Source organism: Salmonella sp. 2020_1459 (assembly GCF_043847915.1).
Lineage (GTDB): Bacteria > Pseudomonadota > Gammaproteobacteria > Enterobacterales > Enterobacteriaceae > Salmonella > Salmonella enterica.
In genome coordinates, this window is record NZ_JBCMFA010000006.1 from 167,831 (window position 1) to 191,221 (window position 23,391).

At 53.0% G+C, this 23,391-nt stretch carries 22 protein-coding genes; 20 read left to right on the forward strand and 2 right to left on the reverse strand.

What is annotated here, in order from left to right:
- Nucleotides 1-15 precede the first annotated feature (15 nt).
- Together ACH0VJ_RS16370 and nei are read left to right on the forward strand one after the other, a co-directional pair.
- Complete coding sequence (locus tag ACH0VJ_RS16370; RefSeq protein WP_001519950.1) at nt 16-153, forward strand: hypothetical protein; 138 nt, start codon at nt 16-18, stop codon at nt 151-153.
- A gap of 48 nt (nt 154-201) precedes the next feature.
- Nucleotides 202-993: an endonuclease VIII gene (nei, locus tag ACH0VJ_RS16375; protein WP_001113978.1), complete on the forward strand. Its 792-nt coding sequence runs from the start codon at nt 202-204 to the stop codon at nt 991-993.
- Nucleotides 994-1,047: 54 nt separating this feature from the next.
- Here nei and ACH0VJ_RS16380 read toward each other — a convergent pair whose 3' ends face one another.
- Nucleotides 1,048-2,094 (reverse strand): AbrB family transcriptional regulator, encoded by a 1,047-nt coding sequence (locus ACH0VJ_RS16380; protein ID WP_001122038.1) that lies wholly within the window; start codon nt 2,092-2,094, stop codon nt 1,048-1,050.
- A gap of 136 nt (nt 2,095-2,230) precedes the next feature.
- Entirely contained in the window at nt 2,231-3,514 is a 1,284-nt protein-coding gene (locus ACH0VJ_RS16385) for a citrate synthase (RefSeq protein ID WP_000785811.1), read from the reverse strand.
- Between the two features lie 100 nt (nt 3,515-3,614).
- Here ACH0VJ_RS16385 and ACH0VJ_RS16390 point away from each other — a divergent pair, with 100 nt between their 5' ends.
- The 18 genes from ACH0VJ_RS16390 to tolB all read left to right on the forward strand — a co-directional run bounded on the left by ACH0VJ_RS16390 (nt 3,615) and on the right by tolB (nt 23,363).
- A complete protein-coding gene (locus ACH0VJ_RS16390) occupies nt 3,615-3,860 on the forward strand; it encodes a hypothetical protein (RefSeq protein WP_001539488.1) in 246 nt (81 codons plus the stop codon).
- A gap of 393 nt (nt 3,861-4,253) precedes the next feature.
- Nucleotides 4,254-4,658 carry a succinate dehydrogenase cytochrome b556 subunit gene (gene sdhC / locus ACH0VJ_RS16395; protein ID WP_000263340.1) on the forward strand — a complete coding sequence of 135 codons (405 nt, stop codon included), beginning with the start codon at nt 4,254-4,256 and terminating at the stop codon, nt 4,656-4,658.
- The gene (sdhD, locus tag ACH0VJ_RS16400; RefSeq protein ID WP_000254356.1) at nt 4,652-4,999 is read left to right on the forward strand and encodes a succinate dehydrogenase membrane anchor subunit; all 348 of its coding nucleotides are present in this window, start codon (nt 4,652-4,654) and stop codon (nt 4,997-4,999) included. The genes sdhC and sdhD overlap by 7 nt, the downstream gene beginning before the upstream one ends.
- Nucleotides 4,999-6,765 (forward strand): succinate dehydrogenase flavoprotein subunit, encoded by a 1,767-nt coding sequence (gene sdhA / locus ACH0VJ_RS16405; RefSeq protein ID WP_000775561.1) that lies wholly within the window; start codon nt 4,999-5,001, stop codon nt 6,763-6,765. The genes sdhD and sdhA overlap by 1 nt, the downstream gene beginning before the upstream one ends.
- A 16-nt stretch (nt 6,766-6,781) precedes the next feature.
- Nucleotides 6,782-7,498, forward strand: coding sequence for a succinate dehydrogenase iron-sulfur subunit SdhB (gene sdhB / locus ACH0VJ_RS16410; RefSeq protein WP_001537859.1), 717 nt, complete (start codon nt 6,782-6,784; stop codon nt 7,496-7,498).
- A 523-nt stretch (nt 7,499-8,021) separates the two neighbouring features.
- The gene (gene sucA / locus ACH0VJ_RS16415; RefSeq protein WP_001181504.1) at nt 8,022-10,823 is read left to right on the forward strand and encodes a 2-oxoglutarate dehydrogenase E1 component; all 2,802 of its coding nucleotides are present in this window, start codon (nt 8,022-8,024) and stop codon (nt 10,821-10,823) included.
- A gap of 14 nt (nt 10,824-10,837) precedes the next feature.
- A complete protein-coding gene (gene odhB / locus ACH0VJ_RS16420) occupies nt 10,838-12,046 on the forward strand; it encodes a 2-oxoglutarate dehydrogenase complex dihydrolipoyllysine-residue succinyltransferase (RefSeq protein ID WP_000099858.1) in 1,209 nt (402 codons plus the stop codon).
- 141 nt (nt 12,047-12,187) lie between these two features.
- The gene (gene sucC, locus ACH0VJ_RS16425; protein ID WP_001048590.1) at nt 12,188-13,354 is read left to right on the forward strand and encodes an ADP-forming succinate--CoA ligase subunit beta; all 1,167 of its coding nucleotides are present in this window, start codon (nt 12,188-12,190) and stop codon (nt 13,352-13,354) included.
- Nucleotides 13,354-14,223 carry a succinate--CoA ligase subunit alpha gene (sucD, locus tag ACH0VJ_RS16430; protein ID WP_000114631.1) on the forward strand — a complete coding sequence of 290 codons (870 nt, stop codon included), beginning with the start codon at nt 13,354-13,356 and terminating at the stop codon, nt 14,221-14,223. Before sucC ends, sucD begins: the two co-directional genes overlap by 1 nt.
- Nucleotides 14,224-15,805: 1,582 nt before the next feature.
- Nucleotides 15,806-17,374 (forward strand): cytochrome ubiquinol oxidase subunit I, encoded by a 1,569-nt coding sequence (gene cydA / locus ACH0VJ_RS16435; protein WP_000884369.1) that lies wholly within the window; start codon nt 15,806-15,808, stop codon nt 17,372-17,374.
- A 15-nt stretch (nt 17,375-17,389) separates the two neighbouring features.
- The gene (gene cydB, locus ACH0VJ_RS16440; protein ID WP_000568258.1) at nt 17,390-18,529 is read left to right on the forward strand and encodes a cytochrome d ubiquinol oxidase subunit II; all 1,140 of its coding nucleotides are present in this window, start codon (nt 17,390-17,392) and stop codon (nt 18,527-18,529) included.
- Nucleotides 18,530-18,543: 14 nt separating this feature from the next.
- Nucleotides 18,544-18,657 carry a cytochrome bd-I oxidase subunit CydX gene (gene cydX, locus ACH0VJ_RS16445; RefSeq protein ID WP_000270278.1) on the forward strand — a complete coding sequence of 38 codons (114 nt, stop codon included), beginning with the start codon at nt 18,544-18,546 and terminating at the stop codon, nt 18,655-18,657.
- Nucleotides 18,657-18,950: a cyd operon protein YbgE gene (gene ybgE / locus ACH0VJ_RS16450; protein WP_000148790.1), complete on the forward strand. Its 294-nt coding sequence runs from the start codon at nt 18,657-18,659 to the stop codon at nt 18,948-18,950. Before cydX ends, ybgE begins: the two co-directional genes overlap by 1 nt.
- A gap of 228 nt (nt 18,951-19,178) precedes the next feature.
- On the forward strand, nt 19,179-19,583 hold the full coding sequence (gene ybgC / locus ACH0VJ_RS16455; protein WP_001046240.1) for a tol-pal system-associated acyl-CoA thioesterase: 405 nt from the start codon (nt 19,179-19,181) through the stop codon (nt 19,581-19,583).
- Nucleotides 19,580-20,272, forward strand: coding sequence for a Tol-Pal system protein TolQ (tolQ, locus tag ACH0VJ_RS16460; RefSeq protein ID WP_000131318.1), 693 nt, complete (start codon nt 19,580-19,582; stop codon nt 20,270-20,272). The genes ybgC and tolQ overlap by 4 nt, the downstream gene beginning before the upstream one ends.
- Before the next feature lie 3 nt (nt 20,273-20,275).
- A complete protein-coding gene (tolR, locus tag ACH0VJ_RS16465) occupies nt 20,276-20,704 on the forward strand; it encodes a colicin uptake protein TolR (RefSeq protein WP_000124676.1) in 429 nt (142 codons plus the stop codon).
- 64 nt (nt 20,705-20,768) lie between these two features.
- Nucleotides 20,769-21,947, forward strand: a complete 1,179-nt coding sequence (tolA, locus tag ACH0VJ_RS16470; RefSeq protein ID WP_000030591.1) for a cell envelope integrity protein TolA — start codon at nt 20,769-20,771, stop codon at nt 21,945-21,947.
- Nucleotides 21,948-22,070: 123 nt separating this feature from the next.
- Nucleotides 22,071-23,363 carry a Tol-Pal system beta propeller repeat protein TolB gene (gene tolB, locus ACH0VJ_RS16475; protein WP_001562341.1) on the forward strand — a complete coding sequence of 431 codons (1,293 nt, stop codon included), beginning with the start codon at nt 22,071-22,073 and terminating at the stop codon, nt 23,361-23,363.
- Nucleotides 23,364-23,391: the final 28 nt, after the last annotated feature.

The window sequence follows — 23,391 nt, forward strand, 5'->3', positions numbered from 1 at the left end:
AGGGCTGAGTCGATTATGCCCTGGCGCGATCATGTTAACCCTGACGGGGAAGTGGTCTCGTGCTGCGATAATGTTATTATCACTGGATACCACCGCCTGTTTGTCCATCCGCTGTGGATGTTCATTATGGTGTTCGATGTGCATTCCAGATAGTCAGAGGCGGTGTAGTCCATTAATCAACTGTTAACAAAGGATATTATCATGCCTGAAGGCCCGGAAATTCGTCGTGCGGCGGATAATCTGGAGGCGGCAATCAAAGGCAAACCCTTAACCGATGTCTGGTTTGCCTTTGCACAGTTAAAACCGTATGAATCGCAGCTTACCGGTCAACTTGTTACCCGGATAGAGACGCGGGGAAAAGCGTTATTGACCCACTTTTCAAATGGCCTGACGCTCTACAGCCACAACCAACTCTATGGCGTATGGCGGGTGATCGGCACCGGTGAAATACCGCAGACCACGCGTATATTGCGCGTCAGGCTACAAACGGCGGATAAAACTATTCTGCTTTATAGCGCGTCTGATATCGAAATGCTGACAGCAGAGCAGCTCACGACGCACCCCTTTTTACAGCGAGTCGGTCCGGATGTGCTGGACGCGCGTCTCACTCCGGAAGAGGTTAAAGCTCGATTGCTGTCGCCGCGTTTTCGCAACCGACAATTTTCCGGACTGTTGCTGGATCAGGCCTTTCTGGCGGGATTGGGGAATTATCTGCGCGTTGAAATCCTCTGGCAGGTAGGGTTAACCGGACAGCATAAAGCGAAAGATCTCAACGAGGCGCAACTGAATGCGCTTTCTCACGCGCTGTTGGATATTCCGCGCCTGTCCTACACGACTCGCGGTCAGGCGGATGAAAACAAGCATCATGGCGCACTGTTTCGCTTTAAGGTTTTCCACCGTGACGGCGAAGCGTGCGAGCGGTGTGGCGGCATTATTGAAAAGACAACACTGTCCTCACGCCCGTTTTACTGGTGCCCGCATTGCCAGAAATAGCCGGAACCGCCATCGGCGAGCGGCTATTGCCTGATGGCGCGACGCTTATCAGTCCTACAAAGGTTGTCTGGGCGCATAGGTTGATATAAAACGGGCCACTGCTGGCCCAGTTAACAGAATGCTGAACAGCCGTAGGGTTTGCATTGCCATGATGAGCGCCATATCGGCACTGCTTCCTGCCGCGATCGCGGCAACCGTATCCAGACCACCGGGACTGGTGGCAAGATAAGCCGTCATAAAATCAATCTGCATGTAGTAAGCCATTCCCCACGCCATCGCGGCGCAAATCGCCATCAGCGCGAAAATTGACAATAAGATTTGCGGCAATGGCCGCAGCGCCATAAAAAACACCTGTCTGTCAAAACCCAGCCCAATACGCCAGCCTATCGCCATATACGCCACGGCCAGCAGCCATTCGGGTAATTCAATCTCAATGATGCCTTGCGAATGGAGAAGCGCGCCTGCCAACATGGGGAGCAGCATCGTGCCGGAAGGGATACGCATCAGGCGACCGGCAATGCCCGCCACGATCGCTAATAGCAGCGTCGTCAATAAATTACCGCTAAGCGGTGGAAACCAGATCACCTGTTGGCTGACCGCTGCCGCGCTGTCGCCGAGTATCAGGCGTGTCACCAGCACCGCCGCGCCAGCCACAAACAGTACCCGTAGATACTGCATAAACGCCACCAGGCGGATATCCGCCCCGTAATCTTGCGCCATCGCTACCATTGCCGCCGCGCCGCCCGGCGAAGACCCCCATGCGCCGGTGTTGCCGGGCAGCGAGCTGTAGCGTACCAGCAGCCAGCCGACTATCGCGCTGGAAAGCAGCGTCACCAGCAACACTAAAAGCACGACCGGCCAGTAGAGGGCGAGGGTGGTCAATATCGAACCGGTTAGATTTTGGGCGATCATACAGCCGAGAATCGCCTGCGCGGCGAGAAAAATACCGCGCGGAAGTTGTAGCGTACTACCTCGCAAACTCAACACGATACCCGCAATCATTGGACCGAGCAGCATCGCCGCCGGAAGGTGCAGCCAGAGAAAAATAAGGGAAATGAGCAGCGATAACAGGAACAACAAAAACCACTGCAGAATCGGCATTCCATGCTCCCTGAATGATATTTAGCGAAACCTTAATTAATCATAGAGAGTAACGGGGTAAGAATAAAATAATGAGGATAAGAAAAAAGGGAAAATGTACCGGATGGCGAGGGTTGCCTCGCCATCCGGTTGTCAATTAACGCTTCAGCGCCGATTTAAAATCGCGTTTATCGTAGCCGGTATACAGCTGACGAGGACGGGCGATTTTCATGCCGTCAGTGTGCATTTCATTCCAGTGTGCAATCCAGCCAACGGTACGCGCCATGGCGAAGATCACGGTGAACATCGAAGATGGAATGCCCATCGCTTTCAGAATGATGCCGGAGTAGAAGTCTACGTTCGGGTACAGTTTCTTCTCGATGAAGTACGGGTCGTTGAGCGCAATGTGCTCAAGCTCCATCGCCACTTCCAGCAGATCGTCTTTGGTGCCCAGCTCTTTCAGCACTTCGTGGCAGGTTTCACGCATCACGGTGGCGCGCGGATCGTAGTTTTTGTAAACACGGTGACCGAAGCCCATCAGGCGGAAAGAATCATTCTTGTCTTTCGCACGGCGAACAAATTCCGGAATGTGTTTAACAGAGCTGATTTCTTCCAGCATTTTCAGCGCGGCTTCGTTGGCGCCGCCGTGCGCGGGTCCCCACAGGGAGGCGATCCCGGCGGCAATGCAGGCGAATGGGTTGGCGCCGCTTGAACCTGCGGTACGTACCGTTGACGTTGAGGCGTTCTGCTCATGGTCAGCGTGCAGGATCAGAATACGGTCCATCGCGCGCTCTAGTACCGGATTCACTTCATAGGTTTCACACGGCGTGGAGAACATCATGTTCAGGAAGTTACCGGCGTAGGAAAGGTCGTTGCGCGGATAAACAAACGGCTGACCGATTGAATATTTGTAACACATCGCCGCCATGGTCGGCATTTTGGACAGCAGGCGGAACGCCGCGATTTCACGGTGGCGCGGATTGTTCACATCCAGCGAGTCGTGGTAGAACGCTGCCAGCGCGCCAGTGATCCCGCACATTACCGCCATCGGATGTGAGTCGCGACGGAAAGCATGGAACAGGCGAGTGATTTGCTCATGGATCATCGTATGGCGGGTGACTGTCGTTCTGAACTCGTCATACTCTTCCTGCGTCGGTTTTTCGCCGTACAGCAGGATGTAACAGACTTCCAGATAGTTGGAATCGGTAGCAAGCTGGTCAATCGGGAAACCGCGATGCAACAAAATGCCTTCGTCGCCGTCGATGAAGGTGATTTTAGATTCGCAGGATGCGGTAGAGGTGAAACCAGGGTCAAAAGTAAAAACTCCTTTTGAACCGAGACTACGAATATCAATAACATCTTGACCGAGTGTGCCTTTTAGCACATCCAGTTCAATAGCAGTGTCACCAGTAAGGGTGATTTTTGCCTTTGTATCAGCCATTTACGGTCTCCTTAGCGCCTTATTGCTTAAGACTGCCGGAACTCAGACTTGCCTTCTCCACGTCATCTTCCTTGTCGTTAGTGCAGGGAAGATTCTGTGTATGCATCAATCAACCGTTACCAGTTTGTTATTTGGCTCGCCGCTCTGTGAAAGAGGGGATGACCTGGGTACAGAGCAATGGGCGCTTGCAGGTAACGGCTTGATTAATTTCGAATTAGCAGCAAATCAGGAACGTAGCAATCCGAGTAATGTAACCTGTCTATCACTAATAACTGTCCTGAAAGAATGGGTCAATATCATTGTACTGTTGCATAACTTATTAACAGGTGAAAGAGTGACCCCATAACTTTTACGCATTATATGCTTTTTCTGGTGTCGTTTGTAACAATTTTGTTTAATGTTTGTCAAATCAGATGATTGAAAATTAAAAAAATGTTGTTATCGTGACCTGTGTCACTGTTCAGGATAAAACCCGACAAACTATATGTAGGTTAATTGTAATGATTTTGTGAACGTCCTATACTGCCGCCAGGTCTCCGGAATACCCTGCAATCCCGAGCCACCCAGCGTTGTAACGTGTCGTTTTAGCTACTGGAAGCAGTGTTTTACATGACGCGCAGTTATAGAAAGGACGCTGTCTGACCCGCACGCAGACCGGAGGAAGGAAATCCCGTCGTCTTTCTGGCTACAGGTAGATTCACCTCTGTAACCGAAGTCTTAAGGGAATAATAAGAACAGCATGTGGGCGTTATTCATGATAAGAAATGTGAAAAAACAAAGACCTGTCAATCTGGATCTACAAACGATTCGGTTCCCCATCACAGCGATAGCGTCCATTCTCCATCGCGTATCCGGTGTGATTACTTTCATCGCCGTCGGCATACTACTGTGGCTACTGGGCACCAGCCTCTCTTCTCCGGAAGGATTCCAGCAGGCCGCCGATATCATGGACGGCTTCATCGTTAAATTTATCATGTGGGGCATCCTTACCGCGCTGGCGTATCACGTCATCGTGGGAATTCGTCACATGTTAATGGATTTTGGCTATCTGGAAGAAACATTCGAAGCGGGTCAACGCTCTGCCAAAATCTCTTTTGTTATCACTGTCGTGCTTTCACTTCTCGCAGGAGTCCTCGTATGGTAAGCAACGCCTCCGCATTAGGACGCAATGGCGTACATGACTTCATCCTGGTCCGTGCTACCGCTATCGTTCTGACGTTATACATCATCTACATGGTGGGTTTTTTCGCCACGAGCGGCGAACTGACCTTTGAAGCCTGGACCGGTTTCTTCTCATCGGCCTTCACCAAAGTCTTCACCCTGCTGGCGCTTTTTTCCATCTTGATTCATGCCTGGATCGGCATGTGGCAGGTGTTAACCGACTACGTTAAACCACTGGCAGTGCGTCTGATACTGCAACTCGTTATTGTTGTTGCGCTGGTGGTTTACGTCATCTATGGATTTGTTGTGGTGTGGGGTGTGTAATGAAACTGCCAGTCAGAGAATTTGATGCTGTTGTGATTGGTGCCGGTGGTGCAGGTATGCGCGCGGCGCTGCAAATTTCCCAGAGCGGCCAAACCTGTGCGCTGCTCTCGAAAGTCTTCCCGACCCGTTCCCATACCGTTTCCGCGCAGGGCGGTATCACCGTGGCGCTCGGCAATACCCATGAAGATAACTGGGAATGGCACATGTACGACACCGTAAAAGGGTCGGACTACATTGGTGACCAGGATGCCATCGAATATATGTGTAAGACCGGACCGGAAGCGATTCTGGAACTGGAGCACATGGGGTTACCGTTCTCCCGTCTTGATGATGGACGTATCTATCAGCGCCCGTTCGGCGGCCAGTCGAAAAACTTTGGCGGCGAGCAGGCGGCACGTACCGCGGCGGCGGCTGACCGTACCGGTCACGCCTTGCTACATACGCTGTATCAACAGAATTTGAAAAACCACACCACGATTTTCTCCGAATGGTATGCGCTGGATCTGGTGAAAAACCAGGATGGCGCGGTGGTGGGGTGTACCGCACTGTGCATCGAAACCGGTGAAGTGGTGTACTTCAAAGCCCGCGCGACGGTGCTGGCGACCGGCGGCGCAGGCCGTATCTACCAGTCCACCACCAACGCTCACATCAACACCGGTGACGGTGTCGGTATGGCGCTGCGTGCCGGTGTCCCGGTGCAGGATATGGAAATGTGGCAGTTCCACCCGACCGGCATCGCCGGGGCGGGCGTGCTGGTGACAGAAGGCTGCCGCGGCGAAGGCGGTTACCTGCTGAACAAACACGGCGAGCGCTTTATGGAGCGTTATGCGCCGAACGCCAAAGACCTGGCGGGTCGTGACGTGGTGGCGCGTTCCATCATGATCGAAATCCGTGAAGGCCGCGGCTGCGACGGCCCGTGGGGGCCGCACGCTAAACTGAAACTGGATCACCTGGGTAAAGAGGTGCTGGAATCTCGCCTGCCGGGTATCCTGGAGCTGTCCCGCACTTTCGCCCACGTCGATCCGGTGAAAGAGCCAATTCCGGTTATCCCGACCTGCCACTACATGATGGGCGGTATTCCGACTAAAGTGACCGGTCAGGCGCTGACCGTGAACGAGCAGGGCGAAGACGTGGTGATTCCGGGGCTGTTTGCGGTAGGCGAAATCGCCTGTGTATCGGTTCACGGCGCCAACCGTCTGGGCGGTAACTCACTGCTGGATCTGGTGGTCTTTGGCCGCGCGGCGGGGCTGCATTTACAGGAATCCATCGCCGAGCAGGGCGTGCTGCGCGACGCCAGCGAGTCTGACGTTGAAGGTTCTCTGGAGCGCCTGAATCGCTGGAACAATAACCGCAATGGCGAAGATCCGGTGGCTATCCGCAAAGCGTTGCAGGAGTGTATGCAGCATAACTTCTCCGTATTCCGTGAAGGCGACGCGATGGCGAAAGGGCTTGAGCAGTTGAAAGTGATCCGCGAGCGTCTGAAAAACGCCCGTCTGGATGACACGTCCAGCGAGTTTAATACCCAGCGTGTTGAGTGTCTGGAGCTGGATAACCTGATGGAAACCGCCTACGCCACTGCCGTATCAGCCAACTTCCGAACGGAAAGCCGCGGCGCGCATAGCCGCTTCGATTTCCCGGAGCGTGATGATGCCAACTGGTTGTGTCATACCCTGTATCAGCCGCAAACGGAATCCATGACGCGCCGAAGCGTCAATATGGAACCGAAACTGCGTCCGGCGTTCCCGCCGAAGATTCGTACTTATTAATTGCGGAGACAGGATGATGAAACTCGAATTTTCGATTTATCGTTATAACCCGGATGTCGATAACGCTCCGCGTATGCAGGATTACACCCTGGAAGGCGAAGAAGGGCGCGACATGATGCTGCTGGATGCGTTAATCCAGCTTAAAGAAAAAGATCCCAGCCTTTCTTTCCGCCGTTCCTGCCGCGAAGGTGTGTGCGGTTCTGATGGTTTGAATATGAACGGTAAGAATGGTCTGGCCTGTATTACCCCTATTTCGGCGCTGACTCAGCCGGGTAAGAAGATTGTGATTCGCCCGCTGCCCGGTTTGCCGGTGATCCGCGATTTGGTGGTAGACATGGGGCAATTCTACGCACAATATGAGAAGATTAAGCCTTACTTATTGAATAATGGGCAAAATCCACCGGCTCGTGAGCATCTGCAGATGCCGGAGCAGCGTGAAAAACTCGATGGGCTGTATGAATGTATTCTTTGCGCCTGTTGCTCAACATCCTGCCCGTCATTCTGGTGGAACCCGGATAAGTTTATCGGTCCGGCGGGGCTGCTCGCGGCGTATCGATTCCTGATCGATAGTCGTGATACCGAGACTGACAGTCGTCTGGAAGGGATGAGTGATGCATTCAGCGTATTCCGCTGTCACAGCATTATGAACTGCGTCAGTGTATGTCCTAAGGGACTGAACCCGACGCGCGCTATCGGCCATATTAAGTCGATGCTGTTGCAGCGTAGCGCATAAGTAGTTGTAGTAGTTGCCGGATGGCGACGTACCGTCTTATCAGGCCTACAGGCGCAATCCCGTAGGCCTGATAAGCGCAGCGCCATCAGGCAATAGAAGTGCAGGAAACCTCTAAAAACTGCCATATGATTAGTAATAATCGAGATGTTCAGAGCGAGACAAGGCGCGGTCTGAACGAATCTTCGGGAGCATAGTTAACTATGTGACCGGAGTGAGCGAAGGCCGCAAAGCAGTCGTAGCCTGAACAGCGAAGATTATTAGACAGTTTTTAAAGGTTCCTTAGCGGACGCAGATGACACGACAGTCCGCAACAAGTGAACCCCGGCACGCATACAGCGTATGCGTGGTTAGTATCCACGGCGAAATACTCGTCATAGTTCACGTTGCATGTGCGTTGGCTGCACTTGCTCACCCCGGTCACTTACTGGATGTAAGCTCCCAGGGATTCGCAAGCTTGCCGCCTTCCTGAAACGTGACCTATTTAGAGTATTAAATAAGCAGAAAAGATGCTTAAGGGATCACGATGCAGAACAGCGCTTTGAAAGCCTGGTTGGACTCTTCTTACCTCTCTGGTTCGAATCAGAGCTGGATAGAACAGCTCTATGAAGACTTCTTAACCGATCCTGACTCGGTAGACGCTAACTGGCGTTTGACGTTCCAGCAGTTACCTGGTACCGGAGTCAAACCGGATCAACTCCATTCAAAAACACGTGAATATTTCCGGCGGCAGGCGTTGGCTGGCTCACGTCACTCTTCTACGATTTCCGACCCTGACACCAATGTGAAGCAGGTTAAAGTCCTGCAGCTTATCAACGCTTATCGTTTCCGTGGCCATCAGCATGCAAACCTCGATCCGCTGGGACTGTGGAAGCAAGAACGCGTGGCGGATCTGGACCCTTCTTTCCATGATTTGACCGAGGCCGATTTCCAGGAAACCTTCAATGTCGGCTCCTTTGCCAGCGGCAAAGAGACGATGAAGCTGGGCGAGCTGCTCGACGCGCTCAAACAGACCTACTGCGGCCCGATTGGCGCTGAGTATATGCACATCACCAGCACCGAAGAGAAACGCTGGATCCAACAGCGCATCGAATCCGGTCGTGCGGCTTTTAGCGCTGACGAGAAAAAACGCTTCCTGAACGAACTGACCGCCGCTGAAGGGCTGGAACGTTATCTGGGCGCCAAATTCCCGGGTGCGAAACGTTTCTCGCTTGAGGGGGGAGATGCGCTGATACCCATGCTGAAAGAGATGGTTCGCCATGCGGGTAACAGCGGCACTCGCGAAGTGGTGCTGGGGATGGCGCACCGCGGTCGCCTGAACGTGCTGATCAACGTACTGGGTAAAAAACCGCAGGATCTGTTCGACGAGTTTGCCGGTAAACATAAAGAACATCTGGGTACCGGCGACGTGAAGTATCACATGGGCTTCTCGTCAGATATCGAAACCGAAGGCGGTCTGGTTCACCTGGCGCTGGCGTTTAACCCATCGCATCTGGAAATTGTGAGCCCGGTGGTGATGGGCTCCGTGCGCGCCCGTCTGGACAGACTGGACGAACCGAGCAGCAACAAAGTGTTGCCGATCACTATTCACGGCGACGCCGCGGTGACCGGCCAGGGCGTGGTTCAGGAAACCCTGAACATGTCGAAAGCGCGCGGTTACGAAGTGGGCGGTACGGTACGTATCGTTATCAACAACCAGGTGGGCTTCACCACCTCTAACCCACTGGATGCGCGTTCAACGCCTTACTGCACCGATATCGGTAAAATGGTCCAGGCGCCGATTTTCCACGTCAATGCGGACGATCCGGAAGCCGTCGCTTTTGTGACCCGTCTGGCGCTGGACTTCCGTAATACCTTTAAACGCGATGTGTTCATCGATCTGGTATGCTACCGCCGTCACGGCCACAACGAAGCCGACGAGCCAAGCGCAACCCAGCCGCTGATGTACCAGAAAATCAAAAAGCATCCGACGCCGCGTAAAATCTACGCCGACAAACTGGAAGCTGATAAGGTCGCAACGCTGGAAGATGCTACTGAAATGGTCAACCTCTATCGCGATGCGCTGGATGCTGGCGAGTGCGTAGTGAAAGAGTGGCGTCCGATGAACATGCACTCCTTCACCTGGTCGCCATATCTCAACCACGAATGGGACGAAAGCTACCCGAACAAAGTTGAGATGAAGCGTCTGCAGGAGCTGGCAAAACGTATCAGCACCGTGCCGGAAGCCATTGAAATGCAGTCTCGCGTGGCGAAAATTTATGGCGACCGTCAGGCAATGGCGGCAGGCGAGAAATTGTTTGACTGGGGCGGCGCGGAAAATCTGGCTTACGCCACGCTGGTCGATGAAGGCATTCCGGTGCGCCTGTCCGGGGAAGACTCCGGTCGCGGCACCTTCTTCCATCGTCATGCGGTGATCCACAACCAGACGAACGGCTCAACGTATACGCCGTTGCAGCATATTCACAGCGGTCAGGGACAGTTTAAAGTCTGGGACTCCGTGCTGTCTGAAGAAGCGGTACTGGCTTTTGAATACGGTTATGCCACGGCGGAACCACGTACCCTGACTATCTGGGAAGCGCAGTTTGGCGATTTTGCCAACGGCGCGCAGGTAGTGATTGACCAGTTCATCTCCTCCGGCGAGCAGAAATGGGGCCGGATGTGCGGTCTGGTGATGCTGTTGCCGCACGGCTATGAAGGGCAGGGGCCGGAGCACTCTTCCGCGCGTCTGGAACGTTATCTGCAACTTTGCGCCGAGCAGAATATGCAGGTTTGCGTGCCGTCCACCCCGGCGCAGGTCTACCATATGCTGCGCCGTCAGGCGCTGCGCGGGATGCGTCGTCCGCTGGTGGTGATGTCGCCGAAATCGCTGCTGCGTCACCCGCTGGCGGTTTCCACGCTTGATGAACTGGCGAACGGTTCCTTCCAGCCGGCCATTGGCGAAATTGACGAGCTGGACCCTAAAGCCGTAAAACGCGTGGTAATGTGTTCTGGTAAGGTTTATTACGACCTGCTGGAACAACGTCGCAAAAACGACCAGAAAGATGTCGCTATCGTGCGCATCGAACAGCTCTATCCGTTCCCGCATAAAGCGGTGCAGGAAGCGCTGCAACCATACGCTCACGTCCATGATTTTGTCTGGTGCCAGGAAGAGCCGCTCAACCAGGGCGCATGGTACTGCAGCCAGCATCATTTCCGTGAAGTGATTCCGTTTGGGGCCGCTCTGCGTTATGCAGGTCGCCCGGCCTCCGCCTCTCCGGCGGTAGGGTATATGTCCGTTCACCAGAAACAGCAACAAGATCTGGTTAATGACGCGCTGAACGTCGATTAAATAAAGGATAAATAATGAGTAGCGTAGATATTCTTGTTCCCGACCTGCCTGAGTCCGTAGCGGACGCGACCGTCGCCACCTGGCATAAAAAACCGGGCGATGCGGTTGTTCGTGACGAAGTGCTGGTAGAAATCGAAACTGACAAAGTGGTACTGGAAGTACCGGCATCAGCGGACGGCATTCTGGATGCGGTTCTGGAAGAGGAGGGGACGACTGTCACCTCTCGCCAGATCCTGGGTCGCCTGCGTGAAGGAAACAGCGCGGGTAAAGAGACCAGCGCGAAATCTGAAGAGAAAGCGTCTACGCCGGCACAGCGCCAGCAGGCGTCGCTGGAAGAACAAAACAACGATGCGCTCAGCCCGGCGATCCGTCGCCTGCTGGCTGAACACAATCTGGAAGCCAGCGCCATTAAAGGCACTGGTGTGGGTGGGCGTCTGACCCGTGAAGATGTGGAAAAACATCTGGCGAAAGGCGAGTCTAAAGCACCCGCTGTTGAACCTGCAGCACAACCCGCTCTGGGCGCGCGCGGCGAAAAACGCGTGCCAATGACCCGCCTGCGCAAGCGCGTGGCCGAGCGTCTACTGGAAGCGAAAAATTCCACCGCCATGCTGACGACCTTCAATGAAGTCAACATGAAGCCGATTATGGATTTGCGTAAGCAGTATGGCGAAGTGTTTGAAAAACGTCATGGTATCCGCCTGGGCTTTATGTCCTTCTACGTGAAAGCGGTAGTGGAAGCGCTGAAGCGTTATCCGGAAGTGAACGCCTCTATCGACGGCGATGACGTGGTGTATCACAACTACTTTGATGTGAGCATGGCGGTGTCTACGCCGCGCGGCCTGGTCACGCCGGTCCTGCGTGACGTGGATACGCTGGGCATGGCTGACATCGAGAAAAAAATTAAAGAACTGGCTGTCAAAGGCCGCGACGGCAAGCTGACCGTAGAAGACCTGACCGGTGGTAACTTTACCATTACCAACGGCGGCGTATTCGGTTCGCTGATGTCTACCCCGATCATCAACCCGCCGCAGAGCGCGATTCTGGGAATGCATGCTATTAAAGACAGGCCGATGGCGGTGGATGGCAAGGTGGAAATCCTGCCGATGATGTACCTGGCGCTCTCTTACGATCATCGCCTGATCGATGGTCGCGAATCCGTGGGCTTCCTGGTCACCATCAAAGAGTTGCTGGAAGATCCGACCCGTCTGCTGTTGGACGTGTAGTCAGCAAGAGCATCACCTGCTACCTGTAGGCCGGATAAGGCGTTCACGCCGCCATCCGGCGATGGTGTAATGCCTGATGGCGCGCAGCTTTCAGGCCTACAGGTCTAAAGATAACGATTACCTGAAGGATGGACAGAACACATGAACTTACATGAATATCAGGCAAAACAACTTTTTGCCCGCTATGGCTTACCGGCGCCGGTGGGTTATGCCTGTACTACTCCGCGTGAAGCCGAAGAAGCCGCGTCTAAAATCGGTGCCGGCCCGTGGGTAGTGAAATGTCAGGTTCACGCTGGCGGCCGCGGCAAAGCGGGCGGTGTGAAGGTAGTAAAAAGCAAAGAAGAGATTCGCGCCTTCGCGGAAAACTGGCTGGGCAAACGTCTGGTGACCTATCAAACAGACGCTAATGGCCAACCGGTAAACCAGATTCTGGTTGAAGCGGCGACCGACATCGGCAAAGAACTGTACCTCGGCGCGGTAGTTGACCGTAGTTCTCGTCGCGTGGTCTTTATGGCGTCTACCGAAGGTGGCGTAGAGATCGAAAAAGTCGCGGAGGAAACCCCGCATCTGATCCATAAAGTCGCGCTCGATCCGCTGACCGGCCCGATGCCGTATCAGGGACGGGAACTGGCGTTCAAATTGGGTCTGGAAGGTAAACTGGTGCAGCAGTTCACCAAAATCTTTATGGGCCTGGCAACCATTTTCCTTGAGCGCGACCTGGCGCTGATCGAAATCAACCCGCTGGTGATCACTAAGCAGGGCGATCTGATTTGCCTCGACGGCAAGCTGGGCGCTGACGGCAACGCGCTGTTCCGCCAGCCGGATCTGCGTGAAATGCGTGACCAGTCTCAGGAAGACCCGCGTGAAGCGCAGGCGGCGCAGTGGGAACTGAACTACGTCGCGCTGGACGGCAACATCGGTTGCATGGTGAACGGCGCGGGCCTGGCGATGGGTACCATGGACATCGTTAAGCTGCATGGCGGCGAACCGGCTAACTTCCTTGACGTAGGCGGCGGCGCAACCAAAGAGCGCGTCACCGAAGCGTTTAAAATTATCCTCTCGGATGACAACGTGAAAGCGGTTCTGGTTAACATCTTCGGCGGTATCGTCCGTTGTGACCTGATTGCCGACGGTATCATCGGCGCGGTGGAAGAAGTGGGCGTTAACGTTCCGGTGGTGGTGCGTCTGGAAGGCAACAACGCCGAACTCGGCGCGAAGAAACTGGCTGACAGTGGCCTGAATATTATTGCAGCGAAAAGTCTGACGGATGCAGCTCAGCAGGTTGTTGCCGCAGTGGAGGGGAAATAATGTCCGTTTTAATTAATAAAGATACCAAGGTTATCTGCCAGGGCTTCACCGGTAGCCAGGGGACTTTCCACTCCGAACAGGCGATTGCTTACGGTACGCAGATGGTGGGCGGCGTGACGCCAGGTAAAGGCGGCACCACGCATTTGGGTCTGCCGGTGTTCAACACCGTGCGCGAAGCGGTAGAAGCCACCGGTGCGACTGCATCCGTTATCTACGTCCCGGCGCCGTTCTGCAAAGACTCCATTCTGGAAGCGATCGACGCAGGTATCAAACTGATTATCACCATCACCGAAGGTATTCCGACGCTGGATATGCTGACCGTGAAAGTGAAGCTGGACGAAGCTGGCGTACGCATGATCGGCCCGAACTGCCCGGGTGTGATCACCCCGGGCGAATGCAAAATCGGCATCATGCCGGGTCACATTCATAAGCCGGGTAAAGTGGGTATCGTTTCCCGTTCCGGCACGCTGACCTATGAAGCGGTTAAGCAGACCACCGACTACGGTTTCGGCCAGTCCACCTGCGTGGGTATCGGCGGCGACCCGATTCCGGGCTCTAACTTCATCGACATCCTGAAACTGTTCCAGGAAGATCCGCAGACTGAAGCGATCGTGATGATCGGTGAGATCGGCGGTAGCGCGGAAGAAGAAGCGGCGGCTTACATTAAAGATCACGTGACCAAGCCGGTGGTTGGCTACATCGCGGGTGTTACCGCGCCGAAAGGCAAGCGTATGGGCCACGCTGGCGCCATCATTGCCGGTGGTAAAGGCACTGCGGATGAAAAATTTGCCGCGCTGGAAGCCGCAGGCGTGAAAACCGTTCGCAGCCTGGCCGATATCGGCGAAGCGCTGAAAGCAATTATAAAATAAAACTCGCTGTTCCTGCGGGAACAGATAAATGTCCGTTTTCGACATGGTTGGCCACCTTTACGGTGGCCTTTTTTATGGCTTTATTGTTTGTGGCAAAGTACGGGTGAAGCATCCGGGATATAAAATTATTGGCTTTGTAAATATTGAACTATAGGAAAATAATGCCTCATTAAAAAAACATGGTGGAGTCTAAAAATAATTGATAATAACCGTCTGGCAGCGGCAGTAAATTTACTCAGTTTGCCGGTTAACTCTTTTGCAGCAAATACAGATGCTGTCTTAGTGAAATACCTGCCGACCTCACTGGAGACGGATTATGCGCTTTCCGCCATGAAAAAAACGCATTGCAGCATTACACTATGTTGACGCTAACCTCTATAGTAAATTGACGCTTGACTCTGTGGCCGCGCATGTTTGCCTGAGCGCGAGCTACATGTCTCCTCAGATGTATCGCGCTTACACAGACTGCTTGTTTAATGGCAGAATAAAACAGCTATTTTAATCATAAGAGTACCGACATTATTTCCATGAAGTATTAAAGATATCGTTTAATAAATCATATGAACTTTTGCTGGTTAAAAGAGGTTAACTTTAAAAATTATTAATAACTTATTGACACTATTCGTTCGTGATTAATCATGTTTAAAGGGTATTTATGGCTGCGAATAAACAGAATTATTACTATGAGTGACGTAGAAATTGAGGGTAAATCTGTGAAGGTGATAACAGAATCTTCACTATAATAATTATGGAGAGGCAAATACGGTGTTATTGAAATAAAGAAAAATTAGCGAATAAAATGTTTGTTTCTGGCTATCTGGAAAGCTTATTAGCGATAATTAAGGCGATAACCTGGCAAGATGATCCTGGCCGTTAGTCGTCGGGAAAGGGAAGTTGGGGCAGAGTAATCCCGGTGGGATGATGGCGCGTGTGCAATGAGATAGTTTCTTTGCGGTGTTAATTATAAGTAAAATAAAAATAGACTAAATGTATAAAATAATAAGTGTTGATAACCTACAGAAAAAATCTGTGAGCTATTTAGCAATAATTGAACATCAATGTGGAATGTTTTTTACTGGATGCGGGGCAGTAAAAAACGCACAAAATGTTTAGCCTTACCGAATAAGCCTCTTTTTACAGGGAGTTTGAAATTACTCTTTGCAAAAACAAAAAGTTAACAAAAAATTCACCATGCATTCAATGAATAAACATTATTAACATTAACTTCAAAAATTGATTTTAATCAATATTTAAATGTTGGAAAAGAGCATCAAAACTGGTTAAATTGTCCGTGATCAAATTCCCTGAAAAGCGATAGATTAGCCATAAATTGATCGCTGTCGAAAAAAGCAAATCTGACCCACTAAAAACCTGTTTATTGTAAGGGTTTTACGGCGTAATATATTTGCGGGATCAATTTGGGTTTTTTATTAACATGTTTGTAACTTTTCATCATTACTGTTTCCTTCCCGAGGGGATAGTACGATGGAAGGCCGCAAATAAATTTGTATTGGGGCATGCGTGTGACCCTTTCTAACGGGGTTCACTCTCGGAGTCTTCATGCGATGAGCAAGGAGTCATGATGTTAGATATAGTCGAACTGTCGCGCTTACAGTTTGCCTTGACCGCGATGTACCACTTCCTGTTTGTGCCGCTAACGCTCGGTATGGCGTTCCTGCTGGCCATTATGGAAACGGTATACGTCCTTTCCGGCAAACAGATTTATAAAGATATGACCAAGTTCTGGGGCAAGTTGTTTGGTATCAACTTTGCTCTGGGTGTGGCTACCGGTTTGACCATGGAGTTCCAGTTCGGGACAAACTGGTCGTACTACTCCCACTATGTTGGGGACATCTTCGGTGCGCCGCTGGCCATCGAAGGTTTGATGGCCTTCTTCCTCGAATCCACCTTTGTAGGTCTGTTCTTCTTCGGCTGGGATCGTCTGAGTAAAGTTCAGCATATGTGCGTCACCTGGCTGGTGGCTCTGGGGTCCAACCTCTCCGCGTTGTGGATTCTGGTAGCGAACGGCTGGATGCAAAACCCAATCGCTGCGGATTTCAATTTCGAAACCATGCGTATGGAAATGGTGAGCTTCTCTGAACTGGTGCTGAACCCGGTAGCACAGGTGAAATTTGTTCACACTGTGGCGTCCGGTTATGTCACCGGCGCGATGTTCATCCTCGGTATCAGCGCTTACTACATGCTGAAAGGTCGTGACTTCGCCTTTGCTAAACGCTCCTTTGCTATTGCTGCCAGCTTCGGTATGGCTGCCGTACTGTCCGTTATCGTACTCGGTGACGAATCCGGTTACGAAATGGGCGACGTGCAGAAAACCAAGCTCGCTGCGATTGAAGCAGAATGGGAAACGCAACCTGCTCCGGCCTCCTTTACCCTGTTCGGCATTCCTGACCAGGACAAACAGGAAAACCATCTGGCGATTCAGATCCCTTATGCGCTCGGCATTATCGCTACGCGTTCCGTGGACACGCCGGTTATTGGTCTGAAAGATCTCATGGTTCAGCATGAAGAGCGTATCCGTAACGGGATGAAAGCCTATGAACTGCTGGAGCAGCTGCGCGCCGGTTCTACCGACCAGGCCGTTCGCGACCAGTTTAACAGCATGAAGAAAGATCTCGGTTACGGCCTGCTGCTGAAACGCTATACGCCTAATGTGACTGACGCGACCGAAGCGCAGATCCAGCAAGCGACGAAAGATTCCATTCCTCGCGTTGCGCCGCTGTACTTCGCTTTCCGTATCATGGTGGCGTGCGGCTTCCTGCTGCTGGCGATCATCGCACTTTCCTTCTGGAGCGTGATTCGTAACCGCATCGGTGAGAAAAAATGGCTGTTGCGCGCGGCGCTGTACGGCATTCCACTGCCGTGGATTGCGGTTGAAGCAGGTTGGTTCGTCGCCGAGTATGGTCGTCAGCCGTGGGCGATCGGCGAAGTGTTGCCGACAGCTGTGGCGAACTCATCGCTGACCGTGGGCGATCTGCTGTTCTCCATGTTCCTGATTTGCGGCCTGTATACCCTGTTCCTGGTGGCAGAATTGTTCCTGATGTTCAAATTTGCACGCCTTGGCCCAAGCAGCCTGAAAACCGGTCGCTATCACTTTGAGCAGTCCACCGTGACTTCTCAGCCGGCACGCTAAGACAGGAGTCGTCAAATGATCGATTATGAAGTACTACGTTTTATCTGGTGGCTGCTGGTTGGCATTTTGCTAATTGGTTTCGCCGTCACCGATGGGTTCGACATGGGGGTGGGGATGCTCACCCGTTTCCTCGGTCGTAACGACACCGAACGTCGAATTATGATTAACTCTATCGCCCCACACTGGGACGGTAACCAGGTGTGGTTGATCACCGCGGGCGGTGCGTTGTTTGCTGCCTGGCCGATGGTTTACGCCGCGGCGTTCTCCGGTTTCTATGTAGCGATGATCCTGGTGCTGGCGTCTTTGTTCTTCCGTCCGGTCGGTTTTGATTACCGTTCCAAGATTGAAGACCCGCGCTGGCGCAACATGTGGGACTGGGGCGTGTTCATCGGTAGCTTTGTGCCGCCGCTGGTGATTGGCGTGGCCTTTGGCAACCTGTTGCAGGGCGTACCGTTCCACGTGGATGAGTATCTGCGTCTGTACTACACCGGTAACTTCTTCCAGTTGCTGAACCCGTTTGGTCTGCTGGCGGGTATCGTAAGCGTAGGGATGATCATCACGCAGGGGGCGACTTACCTGCAAATGCGCACCGTTGGCGAACTGCACCTGCGCGCGCGCGCCACCTCGCAGATTGCGGCGCTGGTGACATTAGTGTGCTTTGCGCTGGCGGGCGTTTGGGTAATGTATGGTATTGATGGTTATGTCGTGACATCCGCGATTGACCATCATGCCGCCTCTAACCCGCTGACTAAAGAAGTGGCGCGTGAAGCTGGCGCCTGGCTGGTGAACTTTAATAATGCTCCGATCCTGTGGTTGGTTCCGGCTCTGGGCGTGGTTCTGCCGCTGCTGACTATCCTGACTTCCCGTATGGAGAAAGGCGCGTGGGCATTCCTGTTCTCTTCGCTGACCCTGGCCTGCATTATTCTGACGGCGGGTATCGCTATGTTCCCATTTGTGATGCCGTCCAGCACGATGATGAATGCCAGCCTGACCATGTGGGATGCGACATCCAGCCAGATGACGCTGAACCTGATGACCTGGGTTGCGGCGGTGTTCGTACCGATCATTCTGATCTACACCAGCTGGTGTTACTGGAAAATGTTCGGTCGTATCACTAAAGAACATATTGAAAGCAACACCCACTCTCTGTACTAAGTAAGGAGCTTAAAATGTGGTATTTCGCATGGATTCTGGGAACGCTTCTTGCCTGTGCATTCGGGATCATTACCGCCCTGGCGCTTGAGCACGTTGAAGCGGGTAAAACCGGTCAAGAAGAAAGCTAATGACCCATATTATCGCAAAACTGTATGCGGTAATGGACAAGCGCCCGTTAAGGGCGCTTTCCTTCGTGATGGCGATAGTGCTGGCAGGATGTATGTTCTGGGACCCGTCACGGTTTGCCGCCAGGACCAGCACGCTTGAAATCTGGCACGGATTATTGCTGATGTGGGCGGTTTGCGCAGGCATAATCCACGGCGTGGGTTTTCGCCCTGAATCCGTACACTGGCAAGGGATTTTTTGTCCGCTCCTTGCGGATATCGTCCTTATCGTCGGCCTGATTTTCTTCTTCTTGTGAATAAGAAACCTCCTTAAAAATATAGGGGCTTGCATAAGCCCATATATTTTTACTCTCCCTTAACTTCCCCCCATTCCCAAGCCTCATTCCCACGCGTATAGTAGCAACGTTTACAAGCTCTACTTTTGTTGCATTACCGGGATGTAAAGTGAATACAAGGCGATATACAACGGCATTCTTGAGGCATTACGGCGGCAAGCGGATGACGCCAACAAAGAGGCTGCAGGGATGAATAAGTATATGTTTCGATGGCCAATTCGAGTTTATTACGAAGACACGGACGCCGGCGGTGTGGTTTATCACGCCAGCTATGTCGCTTTTTATGAAAGAGCGCGCACGGAGATGCTGCGTCACCATCACTTCAGCCAACAGGTGCTGCTGGCGGAGCGGGTCGCCTTTGTAGTGCGCAAGATGACGCTGGAATACTATGCGCCTGCGCGGCTCGACGATATGCTTGAAGTTCAAACAGAAATTACGTCAATGCGTGGCACCGCTTTGGTTTTCACGCAACGCATTGTCAACGCAGAGAACACGCTGCTAAATGAAGCAGAGGTTCTGATTGTTTGCGTTGATCCACTCAAAATGAAGCCTCGTGCGCTTCCTAAGTCTATTGTCGCGGAGTTTAAGCAGTGACTGACATGAATATCCTTGATTTGTTCCTGAAGGCAAGCCTTCTGGTTAAACTTATCATGTTGATTTTGATTGGTTTTTCAATAGCATCCTGGGCCATCATTATCCAGCGAACGCGTATTCTGAACGCCGCTGCGCGTGAGGCGGAAGCGTTTGAAGATAAATTCTGGTCCGGAATCGAACTATCGCGTCTGTACCAGGAAAGCCAGGGGAGGCGCGATAGTCTGTCGGGCTCGGAACAAATCTTTTATAGCGGGTTCAAAGAGTTTGTCCGGCTCCATCGCGCCAACAGCCATGCGCCGGAGGCAGTGGTAGAGGGGGCGTCGCGTGCGATGCGCATCTCCATGAACCGAGAGCTGGAAACGCTGGAAACGCATATCCCGTTTCTTGGCACGGTAGGCTCAATCAGTCCTTATATCGGTCTGTTTGGCACCGTATGGGGGATTATGCATGCGTTTATCGCCCTGGGCGCGGTGAAACAGGCGACTCTGCAAATGGTTGCGCCGGGTATTGCCGAAGCATTGATTGCCACGGCGATTGGTCTGTTTGCCGCCATCCCTGCGGTTATGGCTTACAACCGACTGAATCAGCGCGTGAACAAGCTGGAACTGAATTACGACAACTTTATGGAAGAGTTCACCGCGATTCTGCACCGCCAGGCGTTTACCGTAAGCGAAAGCAACAAGGGGTAAGCCATGGCCAGAACGCGTGGACGAGGTCGTCGCGAACTTAAGTCCGAAATCAATATTGTACCGCTGCTCGACGTACTGTTGGTGCTGCTGCTGATCTTTATGGCAACCGCGCCGATCATTACCCAGAGCGTGGAAGTCGACTTGCCCGAGGCGAATCAGTCGCAGGCGGTCAGTAGTAACGACGATCCACCGGTCATTATTGAGGTTTCCGGAGTAGGGCAATACAGCGTAGTGGTTGATAAAGATCGAATGGATCAACTGCCGTCTGAACAGGTGATCGCAGAAGTAAAGCGTCATCTGCAGGCTAATCCGAAAACAGTCTTTTTAATCGGCGGCGCGAAAGAGGTGCCGTACGATGAAATAATTAAAGCGCTGAACTTGTTACACAGCGCGGGCGTAAAATCGGTTGGCTTAATGACGCAGCCAATCTGAAGTCTGCGTCCCGTTGGCTTGAAAGACGGCGAGTAACAGGCGAACAGTTTTTTGGGAACCGAGAGTGTCAAAGGCAACCGAACAAAACGACAAGCTCAAACGGGCGATAATTATTTCAGCCGTGCTGCATATCATCTTATTTGCAGTGCTGATCTGGAGTTCGTTTGATGAGCATATAGAGGCTTCTGCCGGCGGCGGCGGCGGTTCCGCTATCGATGCGGTGATGGTCGATCCTGGCGCCGTTGTGCAGCAGTACAACCGTCAGCAGGATCAACAGGCCAGCGCCAGACGCGCGGAAGAAGAGCGTAAAAAGCTGCAACAGCAGCAAGCAGAGGAGCTGCAGCAGAAGCAGGCTGCCGAACAGGAGCGGTTGAAACAACTTGAGAAAGAACGTTTAGCGGCTCAGGAGCAGCAAAAGCAGGCTGAAGAAGCGGCAAAACTGGCGCAACAGCAGCAGCAACAGGCCGAAGAAGCGGCGAAAGCGGCGGCGGACGCGAAGAAGAAAGCGGAGGCCGAGGCGGCGAAAGCGGCGGCGGACGCGAAGAAGAAAGCGGAAGCCGAGGCGGTAAAAGCGGCAGCGGACGCGAAGAAGAAAGCGGAAGCCGAAGCGGCGAAAGCGGCGGCGGACGCGAAGAAGAAAGCAGAGGCCGAAGCGGCGAAAGCGGCAGCGGAGGCGAAGAAGAAAGCGGAAGCCGAAGCGGCGAAAGCGGCGGCGGAGGCGAAGAAGAAAGCGGATGCTGAGGCGGTGAAAGCGGCGGCGGAGGCGAAGAAGAAAGCGGATGCCGCGGCGGCGAAAGCAGCGGCGGACGCTAAGAAGAAAGCGGCTGCCGAAAAAGCGGCCGCCGCAGAAGGCGTCGACGATCTGCTTGGCGATCTCAGCTCGGGTAAGAATGCGCCGAAAACCGGCGGCGGCGCGAAAGGGAATGGTCAGCCATCGAAAGATAGCGGTACATCGGGCGCTAACGGTGGGGCGACAGGCGCTGATATCAGCGCCTACGCGAAACAGATTCAGGTCGCCATTCAGAGCCGTCTGTATGATGCGAGCCTGTATCAGGGCAAACAATGTGTCTTGCATATTAGCCTGGCGCCGGATGGCTCATTAAAAAGCATTACGTCTGAGGGCGGCGATCCGGCGCTTTGTCAGGCGGCGTTAATGGCGGCAAAAACCGCGAAAATTCCTAAACCGCCAAGCCAGGCTGTTTATGAGAAAATAAAGGATGCCAAACTAGACTTTAAACTGTAGATACTTTTCTTTATGGAAGTTGGAGCAGTTGAGTTGTTACTGGTCCTGGTGGTTTTGTGTATTTGAGTTTGTTAACATTCTGCTAAATTATCGTGGGTCGCAGGCCCAGGTATGGGAGATATGATGAAGCAGGCATTACGAGTAGCATTTGGTTTTCTGATGCTGTGGGCGGCGGTGCTGCACGCAGAAGTCCGTATCGAGATCACCCAGGGGGTGGACTCGGCGCGACCGATTGGCGTTGTGCCTTTTAAATGGGCCGGGCCGGGCGCTGCGCCTGAAGATATCGGCGGCATCGTGGCGGCAGATTTACGCAATAGCGGTAAATTTAATCCGTTAGACCGGTCCCGACTGCCGCAGCAGCCAGCCACCGCTCAGGAAGTTCAGCCTACCGCATGGTCTGCGCTGGGTATTGATGCCGTCGTCGTTGGGCAGGTAACGCCGAATCCGGACGGTTCCTACAATGTTGCTTATCAGCTGGTTGACACTGGCGGCGCGCCGGGGACTGTACTGGCGCAAAACTCTTATAAAGTGAACAAGCAGTGGCTGCGTTATGCAGGCCACACCGCCAGTGACGAAGTCTTTGAAAAACTGACGGGCATTAAGGGCGCGTTCCGTACTCGTATCGCCTATGTGGTACAGACTAACGGCGGTCAGTTCCCGTATGAACTGCGTGTGTCGGATTACGATGGCTACAATCAGTTCGTAGTGCACCGTTCTCCGCAGCCGTTGATGTCTCCGGCGTGGTCTCCGGACGGCTCAAAACTGGCTTACGTGACATTTGAAAGCGGTCGCTCCGCGCTGGTTATCCAGACGCTGGCAAACGGCGCAGTGCGTCAGGTTGCGTCCTTCCCGCGTCACAACGGCGCGCCGGCCTTCTCGCCGGATGGGACGAAACTGGCGTTCGCGTTATCGAAAACCGGAAGTCTGAACCTGTACGTTATGGATCTTGCTTCCGGCCAGATTCGTCAGATAACGGACGGGCGTAGCAACAATACGGAGCCGACCTGGTTCCCGGACAGCCAGACTCTGGCCTTTACTTCTGACCAGGCTGGACGTCCGCAAGTGTATAAAATGAACATTAACGGCGGTGCGGCGCAGCGTATTACCTGGGAAGGTTCGCAAAACCAGGATGCGGATGTCAGCAGCGACGGTAAATTTATGGTAATGGTAAGCTCAAATAACGGGCAGCAGCACATTGCCAAACAAGATCTGGTGACGGGTGGCGTACAGGTTCTGTCGTCAACGTTCCTGGATGAAACGCCAAGTCTGGCACCTAACGGCACGATGGTAATCTACAGCTCTTCTCAGGGGATGGGATCTGTGCTGAATTTGGTTTCTACAGATGGGCGTTTCAAAGCGCGTCTTCCGGCAACTGATGGTCAGGTGAAATCGCCTGCCTGGTCGCCGTATCTGTGATAATAATTAATTGATTACTAAAGGAATT

Excerpts from the sequence above, each read along its gene's own strand:
- ACH0VJ_RS16370 (WP_001519950.1), top strand. The coding sequence starts at position 16 with ATGCCCTGGCGCGATCATGTTAACCCTGACGGGGAAGTGGTCTCGTGC.
- nei (WP_001113978.1), top strand. The coding sequence starts at position 202 with ATGCCTGAAGGCCCGGAAATTCGTCGTGCGGCGGATAATCTGGAGGCG.
- ACH0VJ_RS16380 (WP_001122038.1), bottom strand. The coding sequence starts at position 2,094 with ATGCCGATTCTGCAGTGGTTTTTGTTGTTCCTGTTATCGCTGCTCATT.
- ACH0VJ_RS16385 (WP_000785811.1), bottom strand. The coding sequence starts at position 3,514 with ATGGCTGATACAAAGGCAAAAATCACCCTTACTGGTGACACTGCTATT.
- ACH0VJ_RS16390 (WP_001539488.1), top strand. The coding sequence starts at position 3,615 with ATGCATCAATCAACCGTTACCAGTTTGTTATTTGGCTCGCCGCTCTGT.
- sdhC (WP_000263340.1), top strand. The coding sequence starts at position 4,254 with ATGTGGGCGTTATTCATGATAAGAAATGTGAAAAAACAAAGACCTGTC.
- sdhD (WP_000254356.1), top strand. The coding sequence starts at position 4,652 with ATGGTAAGCAACGCCTCCGCATTAGGACGCAATGGCGTACATGACTTC.
- sdhA (WP_000775561.1), top strand. The coding sequence starts at position 4,999 with ATGAAACTGCCAGTCAGAGAATTTGATGCTGTTGTGATTGGTGCCGGT.
- sdhB (WP_001537859.1), top strand. The coding sequence starts at position 6,782 with ATGAAACTCGAATTTTCGATTTATCGTTATAACCCGGATGTCGATAAC.
- sucA (WP_001181504.1), top strand. The coding sequence starts at position 8,022 with ATGCAGAACAGCGCTTTGAAAGCCTGGTTGGACTCTTCTTACCTCTCT.
- odhB (WP_000099858.1), top strand. The coding sequence starts at position 10,838 with ATGAGTAGCGTAGATATTCTTGTTCCCGACCTGCCTGAGTCCGTAGCG.
- sucC (WP_001048590.1), top strand. The coding sequence starts at position 12,188 with ATGAACTTACATGAATATCAGGCAAAACAACTTTTTGCCCGCTATGGC.
- sucD (WP_000114631.1), top strand. The coding sequence starts at position 13,354 with ATGTCCGTTTTAATTAATAAAGATACCAAGGTTATCTGCCAGGGCTTC.
- cydA (WP_000884369.1), top strand. The coding sequence starts at position 15,806 with ATGTTAGATATAGTCGAACTGTCGCGCTTACAGTTTGCCTTGACCGCG.
- cydB (WP_000568258.1), top strand. The coding sequence starts at position 17,390 with ATGATCGATTATGAAGTACTACGTTTTATCTGGTGGCTGCTGGTTGGC.
- cydX (WP_000270278.1), top strand. The coding sequence starts at position 18,544 with ATGTGGTATTTCGCATGGATTCTGGGAACGCTTCTTGCCTGTGCATTC.
- ybgE (WP_000148790.1), top strand. The coding sequence starts at position 18,657 with ATGACCCATATTATCGCAAAACTGTATGCGGTAATGGACAAGCGCCCG.
- ybgC (WP_001046240.1), top strand. The coding sequence starts at position 19,179 with ATGAATAAGTATATGTTTCGATGGCCAATTCGAGTTTATTACGAAGAC.
- tolR (WP_000124676.1), top strand. The coding sequence starts at position 20,276 with ATGGCCAGAACGCGTGGACGAGGTCGTCGCGAACTTAAGTCCGAAATC.
- tolB (WP_001562341.1), top strand. The coding sequence starts at position 22,071 with ATGAAGCAGGCATTACGAGTAGCATTTGGTTTTCTGATGCTGTGGGCG.